The organism is Affinirhizobium capsici, assembly GCF_977018625.1.
The window spans coordinates 1-15,666 of record NZ_CDRNXD010000001.1 but is presented as its reverse complement, the minus strand read 5'-3'; the positions used below and the strand labels follow the sequence as shown (position 1 = coordinate 15,666).

The 15,666-nt window shown below is 59.5% G+C and carries 15 protein-coding genes and 1 tRNA gene; 5 read left to right on the top strand and 11 right to left on the bottom strand.

Annotated features, from left to right (window positions below):
* Nucleotides 1-100 precede the first annotated feature (100 nt).
* The gene (locus AC0JZ1_RS00080) at nucleotides 101-1,123 is read right to left on the bottom strand and encodes a MobA/MobL family protein (RefSeq protein ID WP_119945314.1); all 1,023 of its coding nucleotides are present in this window, start codon (nucleotides 1,121-1,123) and stop codon (nucleotides 101-103) included.
* A gap of 252 nt (nucleotides 1,124-1,375) precedes the next feature.
* Here AC0JZ1_RS00080 and AC0JZ1_RS00075 point away from each other — a divergent pair, with 252 nt between their 5' ends.
* Nucleotides 1,376-3,472, top strand: a complete 2,097-nt coding sequence (locus AC0JZ1_RS00075) for a type IV secretory system conjugative DNA transfer family protein (protein WP_162939875.1) — start codon at nucleotides 1,376-1,378, stop codon at nucleotides 3,470-3,472.
* On the opposite strand, the gene AC0JZ1_RS00070 is transcribed toward AC0JZ1_RS00075, so the two are convergent.
* Nucleotides 3,459-3,809, bottom strand: coding sequence for an SHOCT domain-containing protein (locus AC0JZ1_RS00070; protein WP_119945312.1), 351 nt, complete (start codon nucleotides 3,807-3,809; stop codon nucleotides 3,459-3,461). The genes AC0JZ1_RS00075 and AC0JZ1_RS00070 overlap by 14 nt on opposite strands.
* A gap of 322 nt (nucleotides 3,810-4,131) precedes the next feature.
* On the opposite strand from AC0JZ1_RS00070, the gene AC0JZ1_RS00065 reads away from it, so the two are divergent.
* A complete protein-coding gene (locus AC0JZ1_RS00065; RefSeq protein WP_471880410.1) occupies nucleotides 4,132-4,374 on the top strand; it encodes a hypothetical protein in 243 nt (80 codons plus the stop codon).
* Nucleotides 4,375-4,873: 499 nt separating this feature from the next.
* On the opposite strand, the gene AC0JZ1_RS00060 is transcribed toward AC0JZ1_RS00065, so the two are convergent.
* The 7 genes from AC0JZ1_RS00060 to AC0JZ1_RS00030 all read right to left on the bottom strand — a co-directional run bounded on the left by AC0JZ1_RS00060 (nucleotide 4,874) and on the right by AC0JZ1_RS00030 (nucleotide 10,099).
* Entirely contained in the window at nucleotides 4,874-5,941 is a 1,068-nt protein-coding gene (locus AC0JZ1_RS00060) for a replication protein RepA (RefSeq protein WP_119945310.1), read from the bottom strand.
* A gap of 59 nt (nucleotides 5,942-6,000) precedes the next feature.
* On the bottom strand, nucleotides 6,001-6,300 hold the full coding sequence (locus AC0JZ1_RS00055; protein ID WP_119945322.1) for a hypothetical protein: 300 nt from the start codon (nucleotides 6,298-6,300) through the stop codon (nucleotides 6,001-6,003).
* On the bottom strand, nucleotides 6,297-7,028 hold the full coding sequence (locus tag AC0JZ1_RS00050; protein ID WP_119945324.1) for a ParA family protein: 732 nt from the start codon (nucleotides 7,026-7,028) through the stop codon (nucleotides 6,297-6,299). The genes AC0JZ1_RS00055 and AC0JZ1_RS00050 overlap by 4 nt, the downstream gene beginning before the upstream one ends.
* Before the next feature lie 137 nt (nucleotides 7,029-7,165).
* Complete coding sequence (locus tag AC0JZ1_RS00045; RefSeq protein WP_119945321.1) at nucleotides 7,166-7,396, bottom strand: WGR domain-containing protein; 231 nt, start codon at nucleotides 7,394-7,396, stop codon at nucleotides 7,166-7,168.
* Nucleotides 7,393-7,947: a recombinase family protein gene (locus tag AC0JZ1_RS00040; protein WP_119945323.1), complete on the bottom strand. Its 555-nt coding sequence runs from the start codon at nucleotides 7,945-7,947 to the stop codon at nucleotides 7,393-7,395. Before AC0JZ1_RS00040 ends, AC0JZ1_RS00045 begins: the two co-directional genes overlap by 4 nt.
* Before the next feature lie 86 nt (nucleotides 7,948-8,033).
* Nucleotides 8,034-8,588 carry a TetR family transcriptional regulator gene (locus AC0JZ1_RS00035; protein ID WP_119945320.1) on the bottom strand — a complete coding sequence of 185 codons (555 nt, stop codon included), beginning with the start codon at nucleotides 8,586-8,588 and terminating at the stop codon, nucleotides 8,034-8,036.
* 8 nt (nucleotides 8,589-8,596) lie between these two features.
* The gene (locus AC0JZ1_RS00030) at nucleotides 8,597-10,099 is read right to left on the bottom strand and encodes an MFS transporter (RefSeq protein ID WP_119945319.1); all 1,503 of its coding nucleotides are present in this window, start codon (nucleotides 10,097-10,099) and stop codon (nucleotides 8,597-8,599) included.
* A 573-nt stretch (nucleotides 10,100-10,672) separates the two neighbouring features.
* Here AC0JZ1_RS00030 and AC0JZ1_RS00025 point away from each other — a divergent pair.
* Complete coding sequence (locus AC0JZ1_RS00025; RefSeq protein WP_245480587.1) at nucleotides 10,673-11,425, top strand: hypothetical protein; 753 nt, start codon at nucleotides 10,673-10,675, stop codon at nucleotides 11,423-11,425.
* 144 nt (nucleotides 11,426-11,569) lie between these two features.
* Here AC0JZ1_RS00025 and AC0JZ1_RS00020 read toward each other — a convergent pair whose 3' ends face one another.
* Together AC0JZ1_RS00020 and AC0JZ1_RS00015 are read right to left on the bottom strand one after the other, a co-directional pair.
* Entirely contained in the window at nucleotides 11,570-12,103 is a 534-nt protein-coding gene (locus tag AC0JZ1_RS00020) for a hypothetical protein (RefSeq protein WP_471880409.1), read from the bottom strand.
* Nucleotides 12,104-12,636: 533 nt separating this feature from the next.
* Nucleotides 12,637-12,711, bottom strand: a tRNA-Gly gene (locus AC0JZ1_RS00015).
* A 1,636-nt stretch (nucleotides 12,712-14,347) separates the two neighbouring features.
* Between AC0JZ1_RS00015 and AC0JZ1_RS00010 the strand changes: the two genes are divergently transcribed.
* On the top strand, nucleotides 14,348-15,247 hold the full coding sequence (locus AC0JZ1_RS00010) for a phage integrase N-terminal domain-containing protein (RefSeq protein WP_119945317.1): 900 nt from the start codon (nucleotides 14,348-14,350) through the stop codon (nucleotides 15,245-15,247).
* Complete coding sequence (locus tag AC0JZ1_RS00005; RefSeq protein WP_119945316.1) at nucleotides 15,244-15,537, top strand: hypothetical protein; 294 nt, start codon at nucleotides 15,244-15,246, stop codon at nucleotides 15,535-15,537. The genes AC0JZ1_RS00010 and AC0JZ1_RS00005 overlap by 4 nt, the downstream gene beginning before the upstream one ends.
* The last annotated feature ends 129 nt before the right edge of the window (nucleotides 15,538-15,666 follow it).

Below are 15,666 nucleotides of genomic sequence, written 5' to 3'. Positions count from 1 at the left end.
GTCATTGAGACGGCTACGGCTGTTGCGTTCCGCAAACCGTGCTCTTGCCAGTTCGTCCTCGCTCATAGCGAGGTCGCGCTCGTCGACTGACATGCCACCCCTACCGCTCGCGGTCGTCGTCCCTGCCCTTCCGCGTGGGCCGCAGAGGCGGCGCGCGATCGGAAGGCCTGCCCCTACTTTTCGCCAGAAACTCTTTCAATGGCAAGCCCTGTTGTACGGGTGTTTTGGCCGACGGCATGGGCAAACCCTTGTCGGCCTCCTTTTGCGCGCGGAAGGCCTTGAGCTTGTCGCCAAACGACCGGGGCGGCGGCTCGTCGCGCCGTCCGTCCGGAGGGAGGTGCAGGCGGCGCAAGCCGTCCAGCTCCTCCTGTTGGCGGTGAGCGTCCAGCTCGTTCCAATAATCGCGCTCAGTCGGCCGCTCACGGTTATACTCGGCCCGCGTTCGGCCCTTATCAATTGAGGGGTAATCAACGCGTCGGTTGGGAACTTTGGCTCCCGGCCGGTTCCGAAAATTGCGCGGCCGTGACACGGGCCTGCGGCCGTTTTCAGAAGCTGCGCGGTTGCGCGGCCCTTCATGGATTTGCGGCTCGCGGTCGATACCCTGCGCCTTCAGGGTGCGGGCGTCGATGCGCTCCGGCCGTCCTGCGCGCTCTAGAGCGCGGTTGGCATGGTCTTGCCATTTCTCGCGCAGGCGCTGGGTAGAACCGCGTTCGCTCATCCCGAACACACGCTTGCCGGTGGTCGGGTCTTGGTCACGTAGGACAAGGTGGCAGTGAGGGTTGCTGGCATCCCTGCCCTTGTCGTGATGGGCGGCCAGCCATGGCGCCTTGCCACCTGTCACGTCCTCGGCGAAGCCACGCACCAGCTCGTGGCGCTGCTCGGGTGTCAGCTCCTTGGGCAGCGCCAGCATGAGCTTGTCCGCAACGCGCCCATTGGCGCGGCTGCCGTCCTCGGCCCTGTTGAAGAAGTCGCGGGCGCCGTCCTTGTCCACGGGCAAGCGGGCGCCGTCGAGACGGCCTAGAGCCTTTTCACGGGTGATGTAATTCACGTGGGCACCGGTCGTGTACGGCCGCTCCTGCGTGCTTTTGCCGACCGGCTTGTGGTTCAGGCTATAGATTGCCACTCAACGCCCCAGACGGTGGTGGGCGCGGGTTTCGGAACGAAACCCATAAGTGCGCCCTAACAATGCCGCCAAGCTACAAGCCTTCATTAGAAACCGCAAGCGCCTGCCGCCCGTGACCATGGCAACGTCATGGGCCGGGCAAGGGCGCGGTATCTCCCGGCCACCGCTGCGGCGTTGCTTCACCCACCACTGCCTGTTGCATTGCCTACCTGTTTCCCTCCGGCTACCTTCACCTTGGGCATGGGGGTGTTGATGGATTATCTGATTTTAGCGGCGTTCTTCGGCGCCATCTTTCTGGGCGGTTACGCTTATTCCGTAAGCGGCGGCGTCGGCGGGGCTTTGGCCCGCTCGCGAGCGCGTCCCGCCTTACCAGTCTCCGCGGCCAAACCTGCGCCCGCTCCCGCCGCGGCGGGCAATCGGCTGGCGGAAATCGAGGCGTTCCACGCCAACGAGCTGAACGCCGTCAGCCTGACGATTGCAGAGCTGACGCCCGACCTCCTGAAAGAGGTCAGCTTCTTCCGGCTTGCCCGAACCATCTCTGACAAACACGCCCACCTCGACCGGCGCGCTGGTGACGAGGATTACCTCCTCAAGGCGGCAGGATCGATGGAGCGTGACTATCTGCAAGCCTCGGCGGAGCTGGCGCTCAAAGGCGCCGCGTTCCGGCGCACTTTGCGCGACATGACGGAGGCCGAACGAGCCACCCTTCGCCTGACCGACCTATTGGCGGCCGTGGGGCAGATTGACCGCCGCGAGCGGCTGGCGATCTTTACGCCGATTGTCTGGAATGAGGGCAAGGGCCTGATGGTCACAGACGGCCCGTTCAAGTCGGCCGACCTGTTGGCCGAACTACGCCGCACCCTAACGACCTTGATCGAGGGCCACCTCGGCCCGACCGGCGAAGCGACCGAACGCCTGCAACAGGCGTTGCGGGATGCCCTCACCTCTCGCCTTATGACCGCAGAAGAGCGCGCCACCTTGAAACGGCTGCTTGTCACCGGCGCCACATGGATGGCACCAGAGGAGGCCGCCACGGCGCTATGCAGGCATCAACCTCCGCGCCCTTCGGTGCTACGTTTGGGCCGCATAGAGGGTTCGGAATCCGAACTCCTGTATGACCAGAACGAAAGCCTCATCACCTTCGGCCCTCCCGGTCAGGGCAAGAGCCAGACGGTCATGCGCAACCTCCTGACCATGGACGGCGGCGCAGTCGTCCTCGACATCAAGGGCGAGCTGTTCGACCAGACGGCCGTCTGGCGCGCCCGTAATGTCGGGCCGGTCTATAGGTTCGCACCCTCCGATCCGGCCAACTCCATCCATTTCAACCCGCTCGATACCGTGCGCGCGGAGCCGCTGGCTGATGCCTACGAAGATGCCAAAAGCCTCGTGGATCTGCTGATGGTGCCGCAGGAAGTCGGCAAAAAGGATTATTGGGACAAGCGCGGCCTTGATTTGTTGGCTGACGCCATTCTCGACACGGCATTGTTCGAGAAGGACGACCGTACCCTGTCGGCAATTTTTGATCGCCTGTATCTCGAACCCATGGCGCCTGACGGCGCCGATACCGGGATTGCGGGGAGTGAGTTGGAGCTGTGGCTCAACCACCTCGCCCAATCCGGCGTCAAAAAGCTGGAACGCACGGCCAAGGCCGTGCGCTCGATGCCGCCCAAGGTGCGCGAAAGCGTCACGGACACGGCGCGCACGCACATCGACACGTGGCAGGCCCCGCGCATCGAGGAGCTGAGCGCCCGCTCGACCTTCGACCCTATGACGCTGCGCCGGGACAAGGCGACCCTCTATATCTGCATCAGCCTAAAGGAGCTGAAGCAATACACCTCGTTCTTCCGCGCGCTCATAGGACAGACCATCTATGCGCTGTGCCGGGATGAACCCGACCGTAACGCGCCGGTCGTGACGTTCTTCCTCGATGAAATGCCCAAGCTCCATCGCCTTGACCTGCTGGAAACCGCCCTCGACATGGGGCGCGGTTACGGCGTGCGGCTCTGGATGTTTGCGCAAAATTTCGGGCAGCTCGCAGAGCATTACAAGAACCCTGACGGATTCCTGCAAAACAGCCTCGTGCGGCAGTTTATGGGCATCAGCGGCGAGCAAGCCCTGAACCTGTCCAAGCAGTTGGACGAGCGGCACGGCCTGATTGACGGCCAACGCAAGCCGCTCGTGTTCCCACACGAACTGACCGGCGAGGCCTTCCGCGACCTGACCCTGACAATAGCGCAGGGGCACTCCCCTGCCCGCGTGGTGAAGGCCTACGGCTATGCCGAGTTCGCCGACCGTATGGAGTCGGCGAAGGCCTTCGATACCAGCGGCGGGCTGCTCAAGCTTGGCTGAGAAGCTGGCCCTTACGCTGATCGAATTCGGCTTGCGTCAGGTGTCCTGCGTTAAGCAGATCGGCAAGCTTGGCGATTTCATCCGCCACGCTGCGGTGAGCCTCAACAGGCTGCGCCTCGATGAGTGTCGTATCTTCGCGGTTCGCCCTCATGTCGCGGGCGATCTTCCCGGCCGCCATACCCCCCTTAACGGTGGACTTGGTGACTGAGGCGAACCCGGCGAACATCATGCCGCCGCCGATAAAGGCCATGATCGTTCCCGGAATAGCCAGCACGACCGTGAAACACATAAATACCCCGACCAGCATCATGCCGGTGCCAATAACCAACTTACCCATAGTATTCCCCAATTGCCCTCTACAATCGTAGCTTACAAAGCAGCCTGCGGCAGTCAATCGCCAAGGTTGGTGTATTATTAACGCCGTGATTTTCTTGAATGGGGGCTGTCTGCCCCCATACCCCCGAAGGTATTTGAACAAGGGTTAGGCCTGATTTTCGCACTCAACATGAGTTGCACCATGCTCCTGCGTGATTCGGTTCCCGAATCCTGCGTTCGCATTCAACACTCCCCATGCCACCCTACCCTGTGTCCGAGCCTGTGCTTTGCGGTGACAACCATTTGCCGCCTACAAGCTTCGGAACGACATGGAGGCGCTGGAAATGCAGGATTGGTTGGTCGATTGTCTGAAAGCGTGCGCGGCACGCGGCGCTGCCTTTTGGGGGCGCGGCTCATCCGTGAAGACGGCGGATTACGAGATCCATGCACCAACCACCGCCGAGGTCGTTGCGATCATGGCGGCGCTGCACGATCAGCCACCAACCCGGCCATTGCCATGGCCGCAAAAGAATGATTCACTTCATCACACGGTACAGGCTGAGGAGCCGATGACCGTCAAGGGTTAGGCCGCTGGGCATCGCCCAGCGCCTACCATGCCCTCACAACCTCATAGGAGGGCTGTGAGATGGGTTTCGATGTTTTTCCTAGTGTCGGGTCATCAGGAAGAAAGAAACGCCTCAGAGGCCCTTATTTGCCGCCTGCGTTTGTGTCTCCAAAATCCCTTTTCCAAAATTTGAAAAAGCCTCTTTCTGTTATTCTGTAAAAGGGTTTCTGTAGAGAAGCTTTCTGTAAAAACCTTTCTGAATCTTTCTGTTCTATATATAGGCGCGACCTAATCAGCGTGGATTGCGCGACCTAATCAGCGTAGGGGCGCGACCTAATCAGCGTAGCTGGGGGCGAAAGCGCGACCTAATCAGCGTAGGGGCGCGACCTAATCAGCGTAGGAGGGGGTCTAGATACCTGAAAAAGCTGCAAAAAGTTATCCACTGAGCGCGACTTAATCAGCGTAGCTAAATACGCAAAAAGACACGCTTTTCAGCGTTTCACTACCTGATTTTTAGGGGGTTAGGCTTTGAGGGCGCGTTTGGGGATAGCAAGGGCCGAAGCGTCGGCCGCTTCCATCTCCAGCCCCCGCTCGGTGAGCTTCACCGGCAGCTTCGGGAAAATGTCTTTCAGAGCTGCCAAGTCCTGCACCAGCGCGGCCTTGAAGTCGCGATCTCGGGTATAATCCTCCCCGAACTGGCTCTTGAGCGGTTGCCAGTCGAGAACAAGGCGCGTTTGCAGGCGCGTGATGCGGTAAGTAACCCACAACATCAGGTCGAGACGACGAGCCGAATTGGAAAGGGCGCGCAACACGCGCACGTCGATGGGCAGGGCGTGGTTCTTGAGTTCGTTGTAGAAGTCACCGGAAAACGCGATGGTGGTTGGCCAAAGGGATTTCTGGTGGTCGTGGTCGGGGAACCATAGCTCGACCTTCTGCAACGGCTTGACGTCAATCTGGCCGGAACGCTTGCCGTCCCACGTGCTGATTTCCATGCGGCAGGCTGCGAGAGCGCGAAGCTGCTCTTTGAACGGCTCAATATTGCCATTCTTCCCGCCGCGCGGCTCGAACCCCATGTCGCGCATGAAGGCGGACAGGGTTTCGGAGGTTTCCACGATGGGCGAGTTGTTGCGCAAGGCTTCGGTTGACAGGTGCGCCATGATGAGGCGTGCCTTCGGGCCATAAGGCACAGGCTGCTGCACCTTGCGGCCATCGGGCGAGCGGAGCTTGCCTGCGGTCACGGTAACGGCCATGCGTCCTTGGGTGCGTTCGAACTCGGTCACGCCCTCCGGCAGGGCTTTGTAGGGCAGGCCACAAATCGCCAAAGGCGTGGGCATGTACCGCAGGTTATCCGGCGATGGCCCTTCGTTCTCGATAACCTCACGGAAAATCGCCCGGCGGCGCTTCTCGCGCGGCATGGCGGCAAGCTTGGCGGCTTTGGCTTCGTCGGCGGCCTTTTTCTCATCCCGCTTGATCTGCGTGCTGATGAGGCTGCGCACGTAAACGTCGAACACGGGCGACTTGCCCCGCTGCGCCTCAAGCTGGGCGCGCAGGTCGTCGTCGCGAATAAGTGATTCGTCGTTGTGGTTCATGAGCGAAACGCTAGCTGATTTAGGGGGAATAACCTACCGGCCTGCATGAATTTTCAGCACTACTTTCTGGCATCCAGCAGCTCGGCAATGGCCTCGCAGTACGACATTCCGCCTTTGGCATCGCAGTAGGCCTTGAGCTGGTCGATCACCCGCTTTGGGCCGGTCACGGTGATTTTGTCCTGTGCTTCGACACGGCGCGGCCCCGGCTTGCGACGGGTCGCGGTCTCCCGCGAGACAAACCCCAGTTCGGCGCCTGCCTGCAAGATGTGGTTCATGGAAGGCTTGGCTGGGACGGCCTCGCGGGACTGTTGTGGCAACTGAACGGCGCCGGTTGTTTTTTCTCCAAATCCGTAGCTCATGCGGCGGCTTTCTGTTGCGGCAGGTGGTTGACGACTTCTTGGGTGTATTCGCGGGCGTTCTGAATGGCCGCTTCCAGCGGCTTAAGAACACGCTCCTGTGCTGACGCTGTGCTGGCCTTGACCTCTTCGCGGGCCTGTTCCAACAGCTCACTCAGGAGATAACCCTCGCGGAAAATGCGGGTGAAGGCGGCACGGCGCACAATCGCGGCCCGCAACACGGGAATGTCGTTCGCTTGGGTTTCCTTGCGCACGTCCTTTTCGTCATTGGTCTGGATAGCCGCGTTGACCTTGGTGAACAGCAGGGCGTGGGCTACGGCCTTGTTCATCATCCGGCCGGTGTTTTGCACGAGCTGCACGGCGCGGGCTGCCTGCCGGGCTTCCATGGGAGTTGGCTCAAACGGGATCAGCACCAGGTCGGAGCGACTGATGGCATAGGTGACGAGGTTCGAGGCCGTACCTTCAAGGTCGATAATCAAGTAATCGGCCTTGCCACGGATGTCCTCCACGGTGTCGAGAAACTGCGCTTCGGTGGGCACGGGGCGCACGATGAAGGGCGATGCCCTCCCCTGCTCCGCACGTTGGGCGTCCCACTGCACGATGTTCTGGTTAGGGTCGCAATCCAGAATGGCGACCGTCGCGCCAGCGGCACGGATCTGCTCGGCCAATAGCATGGCCGAAGTGGTTTTCCCCGAACCGCCTTTCGGGTTCGCAAAGGTGATGGTGAACATAGCCGCTCCTTGATTTACGAACGAATCGTAAGCCGCAATGTTAAAATAAGCATTAACTTTGACGTTCGCACTAACTTTAAATCTGACGTTAACATTAGCGTTAAAGTTAGAGTTCGCAGGGGTAAGCCCCTGCAACATCAAATCAATTGATAACCCTTGCGGAGTTTCTGCCGGAGAATCTCCTCGGCAAAGGCCTGCGCTTCCTGCGGGGTGGTGTGATGGGTTTCCCTCACCTGCCCGCCCGTGCCGATGCGCCCCCACTCGCGTACCACCGAACACTCGCCGAATAACGTCGGTTGTACGCTCATGGTGTAGAAGCGCGCCATGTTCCGGCCGGGATCAACGTGGGTGAGGTAAACGGGGGTCATGGTCGGAGCCTCGCAATGGTGCTCTGGCTGACGTTGTAGCTGCGGGCGATAGCGCGCTGCGTCTCATCGCCTGTGGCAAGGCGGGCGAGGGCTTCCCGCTTCTGGTGATCGGTGAGCTTGGTCTTACGGCCGAATTTAACGCCGCGTGCAGTCGCTTCGGCGCGACCGGTGGACGTCCGAGCGCGGATGCGCTGCCACTCCCAGCGGGCGGCCCAGCCGACCCAGAAGAACACCATTTCGGCAAGCTCGGGCGAGGCCGTGGTGTCGATATGTGGTTCGGCCAAGGACTTGAACCCGGCGCCGCTTTTGCGGATGGCATCGAGAATATTCAGGAGGAGGCGAGGGCCACCGCCTAGGCGGTCGGTCGCCACCACGATCAGAACATCGTCGGCCTTGAGGCTCTTGAGGAGCTTTTCGAGCTGGGGGCGGTCTTCTCGCATCCGGCTCTCCTTCTCCTGAAATATTTTCTCGCACCCGGCGGCCTTGAGCTGGGCGAGTTGGGAACGCAGCTCTTGGGCTTCGGTCGAGACGCGGGCATATCCGTAAATCATGCCTCCATAGTGCATCAGAATTTTGCATCAAAAAAGCGAAATCTCACCAGTTGGTTAGTTTTGATGCAAAAGTCATAACTTATGCATCAAACTTGCTTACTGTCGTCGTTCTGTAACAGCTCGTTCAGACGGAGAATGATTTGCTTGCGCAAAGCCGTTGGCAAAGGCCGGGCTGAAAGGGCCTCGTGAACCCAAAGCCCGTCTGCGGCAAGGCGTGCAATGAATTTATCGATCCCGGCCGCATCTTCGATATTTGGAGCGGGCGGCGCCCATCGATCAATGATGTGCTGCCAGAGGTCGCCAAGTGCTTTATTATCAGCATTCTCAAGCATGAGAAGAAGTTCGACCCGCCGAGCGGCCTTGGCGCATACGTTGATGTAGGCTGCATGGCGTTCGGCTTCGGTAGCAGCGTCTGCGGACTTTCCCGCACTTGCCACAAGCTCTTTTTCCCACATGCCTGTAAGGTGTTCATGGGTGGCTTGGATCAATGCCTCGCGTGACGGAAAATGATAGAGAAGCCCCGCTCTTGTCATGCCAGTTTCGACTGCAACCGCATCGAGCGTGACGGGAGTTAACCCGTCACGCTCGATGATCGTTACAATGGCTTCGAGAACTTCATCTCGTTTGCTCGATCTCACCATTGGTTATCCTAGTGCCCCGTTTGATAGGAGGATGATTCCGAACCGGGGCCATAGGCTCGGAGCAGTAAGGCGGTTACTAACGATCCCAAGGCAAGCACGCCAGCGGCTACATACATAACGGTGGTATAGGCGCTATCGAATGCCATGTTGGCTGCCGCCCGCAGGCTCTCACCCTCTGCCCCGGCGATCTCAATCGCCGCTGCCATGCTGTCGCGCGCAAGAGCGGACGCATCCTCCGGCAAGACAACATTGATCGTGTACAAGTAGGCCAAAAGGCTGCCGAGGATCGTCACTGCAAACAGGCTGCCAAACTCGTAGGAGACCTCTTCGACCGAGGAAGCCATGCCTGCACGATGAACCGGTGCATTGCCCATGATTGCCGTTGAGGCAACCGACATACATCCGCCAACACCCGCTCCCATCAACGCTAGACCAAGGATAAGCCAACCGAAGCCGTGGCTGATGCCGTAGGTTGCAACCAGAATTGACAGAGATCCGACAGCCATTCCTCCTGCGATCAGAAACCGTAGTCCGATCACATGCAGGAAAGCACCGCCGAGAATGGCAGTAGGTAGTGAGCCAAGCGCGGCCACCGATACCAGTAGGCCTGCTTGAAGCGGGGTAAAGTCTGCTACCATTTGGAAGCGTTGCGTGGTGGCAAGCTCGACACCCCCAATGGCAAATAGCGAGAAGGCGGCAGCAAGAGTTCCAGACAGGAATGCGTTGTTGCGGAAGATAGAAAAATCCAGCAGCGGGAACGTCATACGGAGTTGACGACGAACGAAGACAATCGATGCAATGACCGCAATGCCAAATGCCACGATAGGCATAACCCATGAGCTGCCCGCGTGCGCCATCTCCTTGATCGCGATTACAAGCGCGGACAGGGCTACCAGCGCCTGAAGCGAGGATACAATGTCCCACGGTGTAGTAGGGTCGCCTGCCACCTTTGGAGCAACGATTAGAGTTGCCGCAAAGGCTATCACTACGACTGGCACGTTGATGAGGAACACGGAACCCCACCAGAAGTGACCAAGCAGGAAGCCGCCAACAATTGGGCCAAGGGCCGCGCCTACGACCGACAACGAACCCCATATTGCGATAGCGATATTGCGCTCACGTTCATCTTCGAATGTCACTCGGATGAGTGCGAGGGTGGCAGGCATCATGGCAGAGGCGCCTACGGCCAAGAAAGCTCGCGCTCCGATAAGAACCTCCGCAGTCGGAGCGAATGCCGCTATCGTTGAGGCGAGGCCAAATAGAGCAAGGCCGACAAGGAACATGCGACGATGACCAATCCGGTCACCAAGAGTGCCTGCGCCCAGCAGAAGGCCCGCCATTACAAGTGGGTAGGCATTGATTATCCAAAGCCCCTGAGTGGCAGTCGCGTGAAGTTCGCGTGTTAGCGTCGGAAGAGCGGTATAGAGTACCGAGTTATCAAGGGTGATAAGCAGCAGACCGGCGCCAACGGTCATGAGCAAAACCCATCTATTCGAGTGAGTAGAGGTCATTTTTTCGCCATTTCGATTTTTAGAAAGCTGCCATTACTTTACTAACTAGTTGGTAAAGTTTCAAGCGTTTTGTTTAAGCGCTTCTCGCCCATGACCGGCAGAAAGGGGCCGAAGGCCAGTAAAAAGCAGGTGCAGGAATCCTCCTGCAACCCTGCCTGACCGGCGAGGTCTAGGGGTAGCAAGGGCAAGGGTTTCAGGCGGCGGGCGCACAAGCGCAGCGCGGAGCCTCGGGAACCGCCCCCTTGCCTGCGCGAGGGGCAAAGCCCCTTAGTTCTGTTCTCGCGATGAGCGATCTTTGTTCACGGTTTGCCAGCAGGCCCTTTTTTGAGCGGGATCAGGGGATGAGAACACCCTGAGGGCCTTGCGTTTCAAGGCTTTCGGCCGGATATCTATATTTGTTCTTCCTTTTAGTAGCACCCAACCTCCTGCTCACCTACGGAGAGACAGATAAACCCGGATCAGTGGAAAGCGTTTCGGAATATCATCGCTACCTCTTGTAGCCTCGATGACCTGCAAACAACGGTCTGGAAAAAGCAGACGGACGTTCTCAAGCAGGCCTATGTCGCGGCGGCTATGATCGCAATCTATGGCGAGCGGGCAGTTTTCGTGGACGGCCGTATCGAAACGAGCCTGATCGAAATGGCAGCGGAAGATGGGAACATCAAAAGGTTCTTCAACCGCCGCTTTCACGACAAGGGCGTTGAGTGGCAACGGTTGGTGTACTTTCAGACTGTCTCAACCCGCAGATGGGGCGAAAAGCGCAAGCGTGGCATTGCCAACCTCCATTTTCACGCCCTGATGATCCTGCCGGAACGGCAGACCAATAAGCAGATCCGCGCCACGCTCGAAACCGTGTTCGGCAAGGCGGGAAACATGGGCAAGCTCCAGTTCAAGATCAGCAAGCCGGATTGGCAGGAATCCTACTCGTTCAACGGCGTCAGGGCCGGAGGGCCAATAGGCAAGATCCTCTATGTCCAGCAGGGCATGGGCGGCACCTTCAACGACCTGCACCTGAACGAAGGAAAGCGCAGCCGCAAAGCGCCGATTGAGCGCCTACGGTGTAACCGGCAGGCCAAGGGCCTTGCCCGAGGCATTCCCTCGAATTTCAATTTCAAGGCCGCGCTTTGCGACCATGTTTCCATGGATGCCGGGCGCCGGGCATTCCTTACGTGGCTTAAGGAAGAACGCGAGCTGGAACGTCAGCGCAAGATGATTGCGGCCCGTGAGCGGGCAGCCTCCGGGGCAAAAAAAGACAGGGCTACCAATGTTGATAGCCCTGCTCGTCTCGTTAATAGACGATCACGTAATGATATCGCATCCCTGTAAAGACCAGCTTTGCATACTGGTTATCCGCGAATGGCAGTCCGAAATGTTCGATTTGAATTAACATGTGAAACTCCTCTGTTTTTTGATCACATGTCTATTTATGAAAATCAGGTTTTTGGGCCTCGTTATGGGCGGCCGGGCACGCTAGACCGGCAAATGCGCCATGAGCGCCTGGTCGAAAATTGACACGCCCGTTTGCGGGTTGCGCACGATGATGGGCGTAATCGGATAGTTGACCGTCGCGTGCGCGGTGATCCATGCGGCGGCGTCTACGGACAGCCACGCGGTGAGATCCAGAATGTCTTGATGAAGCGCAGCGATCGGTTGCGCCAGAATCGGCTCATAGTGGGCGGTGCGGTTTCGCAGCTTACGCAGGTCACGGAGCTTTTGGGCCACGGTCGCACGCTTGAGGCCTTGGGTCTGGAAAATCGGCCGCAGGGTGCCCCAGAGGTGATTGGACGAACGGCCGAACACGGACGTCCAGAACCCAAAGTTCAGTTCCGCCACCATCTGGCTGTGGGTCGCGGCCTTACCGTCACGGAGGAGGATCTGTTGGGCACTGTTGACACACCCTTGCTGGTAGGCCTCGGCCATCACCGCATGGTCGTAGAGCCACCCAGCACCATGGGCTTGGGTCAAGGCCACGTCCACCCTGTTGCGCAATGCCACCTCCAGCATGTGGAGGGCAGCATACAGGTCGGCTGATAGCTGGACGTTGTAGCTGTAGAGGCGCTCACCTAGGGCCACGTTACCTTGTGCCCACCCTAGGTAGGTAGCGAACCGATCAGTAGATAGAATGTCACTCAGGGGCATGGTGTCTGCATTACTTGGGTAATAGGTTAGGGCATTATGTCAGGGATTATCCTTGTAATAGGTAATGCCCTGTGCCATATAGATCATGTATCCCCCGGCTGGTCACTGCTCTGCACACCGCCGGGGCAAGTTTTTTCTGGGGTACTGTTACCCTGAACACTCCCCCCTTTATACCTATGTAGGTGCCAGCTCGTGCAGGCACCATGTACCCTTCCTAGATCCGCAACAGGACACCACCGCTCTGCGGTGAGCTTCTGCAGGGCATTCACTGGATCCCCTGCAGGGGAAGCTTCTATTGCGGCCTAGCACCCCAAGGGTGGGCTACTCCAAAGCCAAGTATCCCCTTGCGCCTCGGCGCGGTCGGTTACAATGGCAAGTGCGACGGCAGGGCCACTATGTGGAGCGCCAGACGGGTTTCGAGCCCGCATCTTCCGGGTAGGAAACCGGACACTCTGCCTTTGAGCTACTGACGCACGGGCAGGGCGCCAACCGGCCGCCAGCCGTAGGGGTCAAGGGGTGCTTTCCTCCGATGGGTGGGGGTGATAGGATTCTGATGGGTAGGAAACCGGAAGGCATCGCTGTTGAAGTGGTGCCTTTTTTCGTTTTCGCCTTATGGCACGCGAGATTCCGCGCATTTCGGTTGGAAAAAATTCCCCCTGATACTCTGATTTCAGCGAAATGGAGCGCGATTAGCCTTCCTAAGTAAAAAACCTATCCGTAAGCGGGTTTTAAGTATTGACAATTTTAGGGGGGGAGAAGCAAGGATAAGGGCGAAGGGGATTTAGGGGATGTGGGATGAGGAATGATGAAGGGGGGTTATCGGATCCGCCTCGTTTTTTATCTTCGCATTTGTGAATAAAAATCCACGTATAAATCCCGAAAAAGAGCGCACCTTAAGAAAAAATGACCATTTCGTGCCGAAATGAGATTTTTTACCTTTGGCTCGATTGACGCCTTCACCTGAAAGGGGTAGCTATCCTCTTGTAAGGTCACGGGTTAGGGTTTCAGTGTGTTGCCCGAATCCGGCTCCGATAGGCGGCGCAGTCAGTGGGATGATGCGTCAATTATGCGGAGAAGCCCCTGTTTCTGGATCTAGACCGGAGCAGGGGCTTGCCCCTCTACCTATCAGCGGCCGTGGGCGCCGCCTTTTCTCATTACACTGACAAGCAAGTTTGCTCCTTCGGTAGCTCGGGGTTGACGTGCGGCGTGGCGGCCAAGACTGGTTAAGGTCAGGTCTAAAGGCCTGACCGTGCCCGGAGGGCATCCAGTCGCCACGCAGCATGTCACCGGCGCGCGGGGCACCGGGTCTATGCGGGAAAGCCGGTCGCGTAGCGAATGGCCGGGACACGCGGCCCGGCCAAAGGCTTGGAGCATCGACACGGGGCAAGCGCCGGGGAACCCCGTGCGGGTATCCGCAAGGCGCGGGATGCAATCCCGCTGCGGCCTTTAGAGCCGCAAGGGCAGGGGTGCGGGGGTTGCAAGTCCCCTGCTGGGTCGCTGGGCGCCCTTTAGGCCCTAAGCGATCCACGGGAGGGTTTGGGAGGGCAACCTCCCATTCGGCCGTTGCACGGCCGACACACGGGCAGGGCACGCCCTAGCCCTGTCACTACCGCATCGCAGGTAGTGACAGGGCGCGCCGCTACCGCTTGCGCCCCTTTGGGCAGGCCGTCGCCACATGTCAGTCAACGGATGAGGGATGGGTACATAAGGGTGTGACGAGGTTCAGCCGAACCTCGTCTGTGCACAGGCACGAAACATCTAAGCCACAACCCCACGGGCCAGAGCTGCCCCTTTTAACCGGAAGGACAACCTCAATGACTGCTGACACCGACGCGCCAGAGGGCGCACCACCCAACCCCCGCCCGCATGTACGGCCCCACGGGCACGACACGGGGGAGCCAAGCTAGGCAACCCATAGAGAGGACGCAACGATGCACGACCGCATGACACAACGGCCCATCATCGGGCGACACGACAGGGAGACTAATCGACCGTAGAAACGGAGATAACAACAGGGAGTATCCGGCCTTTTCCTTGCCTCGGCAAGGGCCTTGAACGCCGCACGCGGCCTCATGGCTGGTCAATAAAACTTACCGAAAGACATGAACCATGGACGACTTGAGCTTTAGCCTGAAAACCCTCTGCACCCGCTCGGGTGAAGGGAGTTTCGGCACCCGTGCGCTGAGGCAGCGGGGCTTGTTGGCCATGGCTGACGATTTGTTGGCGCTCGGGTATCGCCTGCCTGATGCGCGCAGCCTAAAAGGCAAGCATGTGACCGCCCTTGTCGGTCACTGGAAGGCGGGCGGCCTGTCCGACCAAACCATACGAAACCGCCTGACGTGGCTGCGCTGGTGGGCGCACCAGGTCGGCAAGACGGGCCTCCTGCCGAAGGCGAATGACACGTTCGGCCTCGCGGAACGCGGCCGGTTCTCCGGCAATAAGGCCAAGCGCCTCGAGGGCGCGGCACTTGAGCGCGTAGGTGACGCGCGGGTGCGCCTTGCCCTAAAGCTCGAGGCCGCGTTCGGCCTGCGGCGTGAGGAGGCGTTGAAGCTCCGGCCGGGACTGGCTGACAAAGGCGACCGCCTCGCCCTGAAGGCGAGCTGGTGCAAAGGCGGCCGGTATCGCGAAATTCCGATCACGCACGACAAGCAACGCGCTCTCCTCGACGAGGTGCGCGAGCTGGTGGGCGACGGGTCGCTGATAGGGGAGGGGAGGAACTATTTTCAGGCTGTGAAGGCCTACGAAAACCAGCTCCTCAAGGCGGGCATCGGGAATGCCCACGGCTACCGCCATGCCTATGCGCAGTGGCGCTATAAGCAGCTCACGGGCTGGTCATGCCCTGCCGCCGGCGGCCCAACCGTTGACCGCATGACACCCGCGCAGGCGGCGCGCGACCGCGCCGCGCGTTTGGAGGTATCGCATGAGCTGGGACACGGCCGCCTCGATGTCACAGACACCTATTTGGGGCGCCGCTTTGCCAGCACCACCCAACAGGGGGCGGCGGCATGACGGGCACCATTTTGGAGCGGGTCAAGGAAATGACCCGGCAGGCGCTCGAACGCGAAGCGGAGAAACTGCTTGACCTGTCGGCCGTAAAGACGCGGATCTCTGACGCGGCTGGGAACGGATTCACCCACATCACCGTGGCGCCCGAGAAGGCCGTTGACGTGTCGCAGACGGTCGCGGCGAAGGCCACGGCCGAAGCCCTGCGGGCGGAAGGGTTTGGCGTGGAATGGGAGAAACGCCAGCACCCAGATGGGCGCACCTCGCAGGCCCTCGTGGTGCGTTGGACGCTTTAGCGCTCTCGCTCAAAATCCCGGCCTTTTGGGCGCGGTTTCGAGGTCGGTCTCTCGGCCGACCGTTGCGCTCGCTTGGCAAGAGCTTCCTTCAGGGAGAATCCCTTTCCGGCATGATTATGAGGCGCAGGT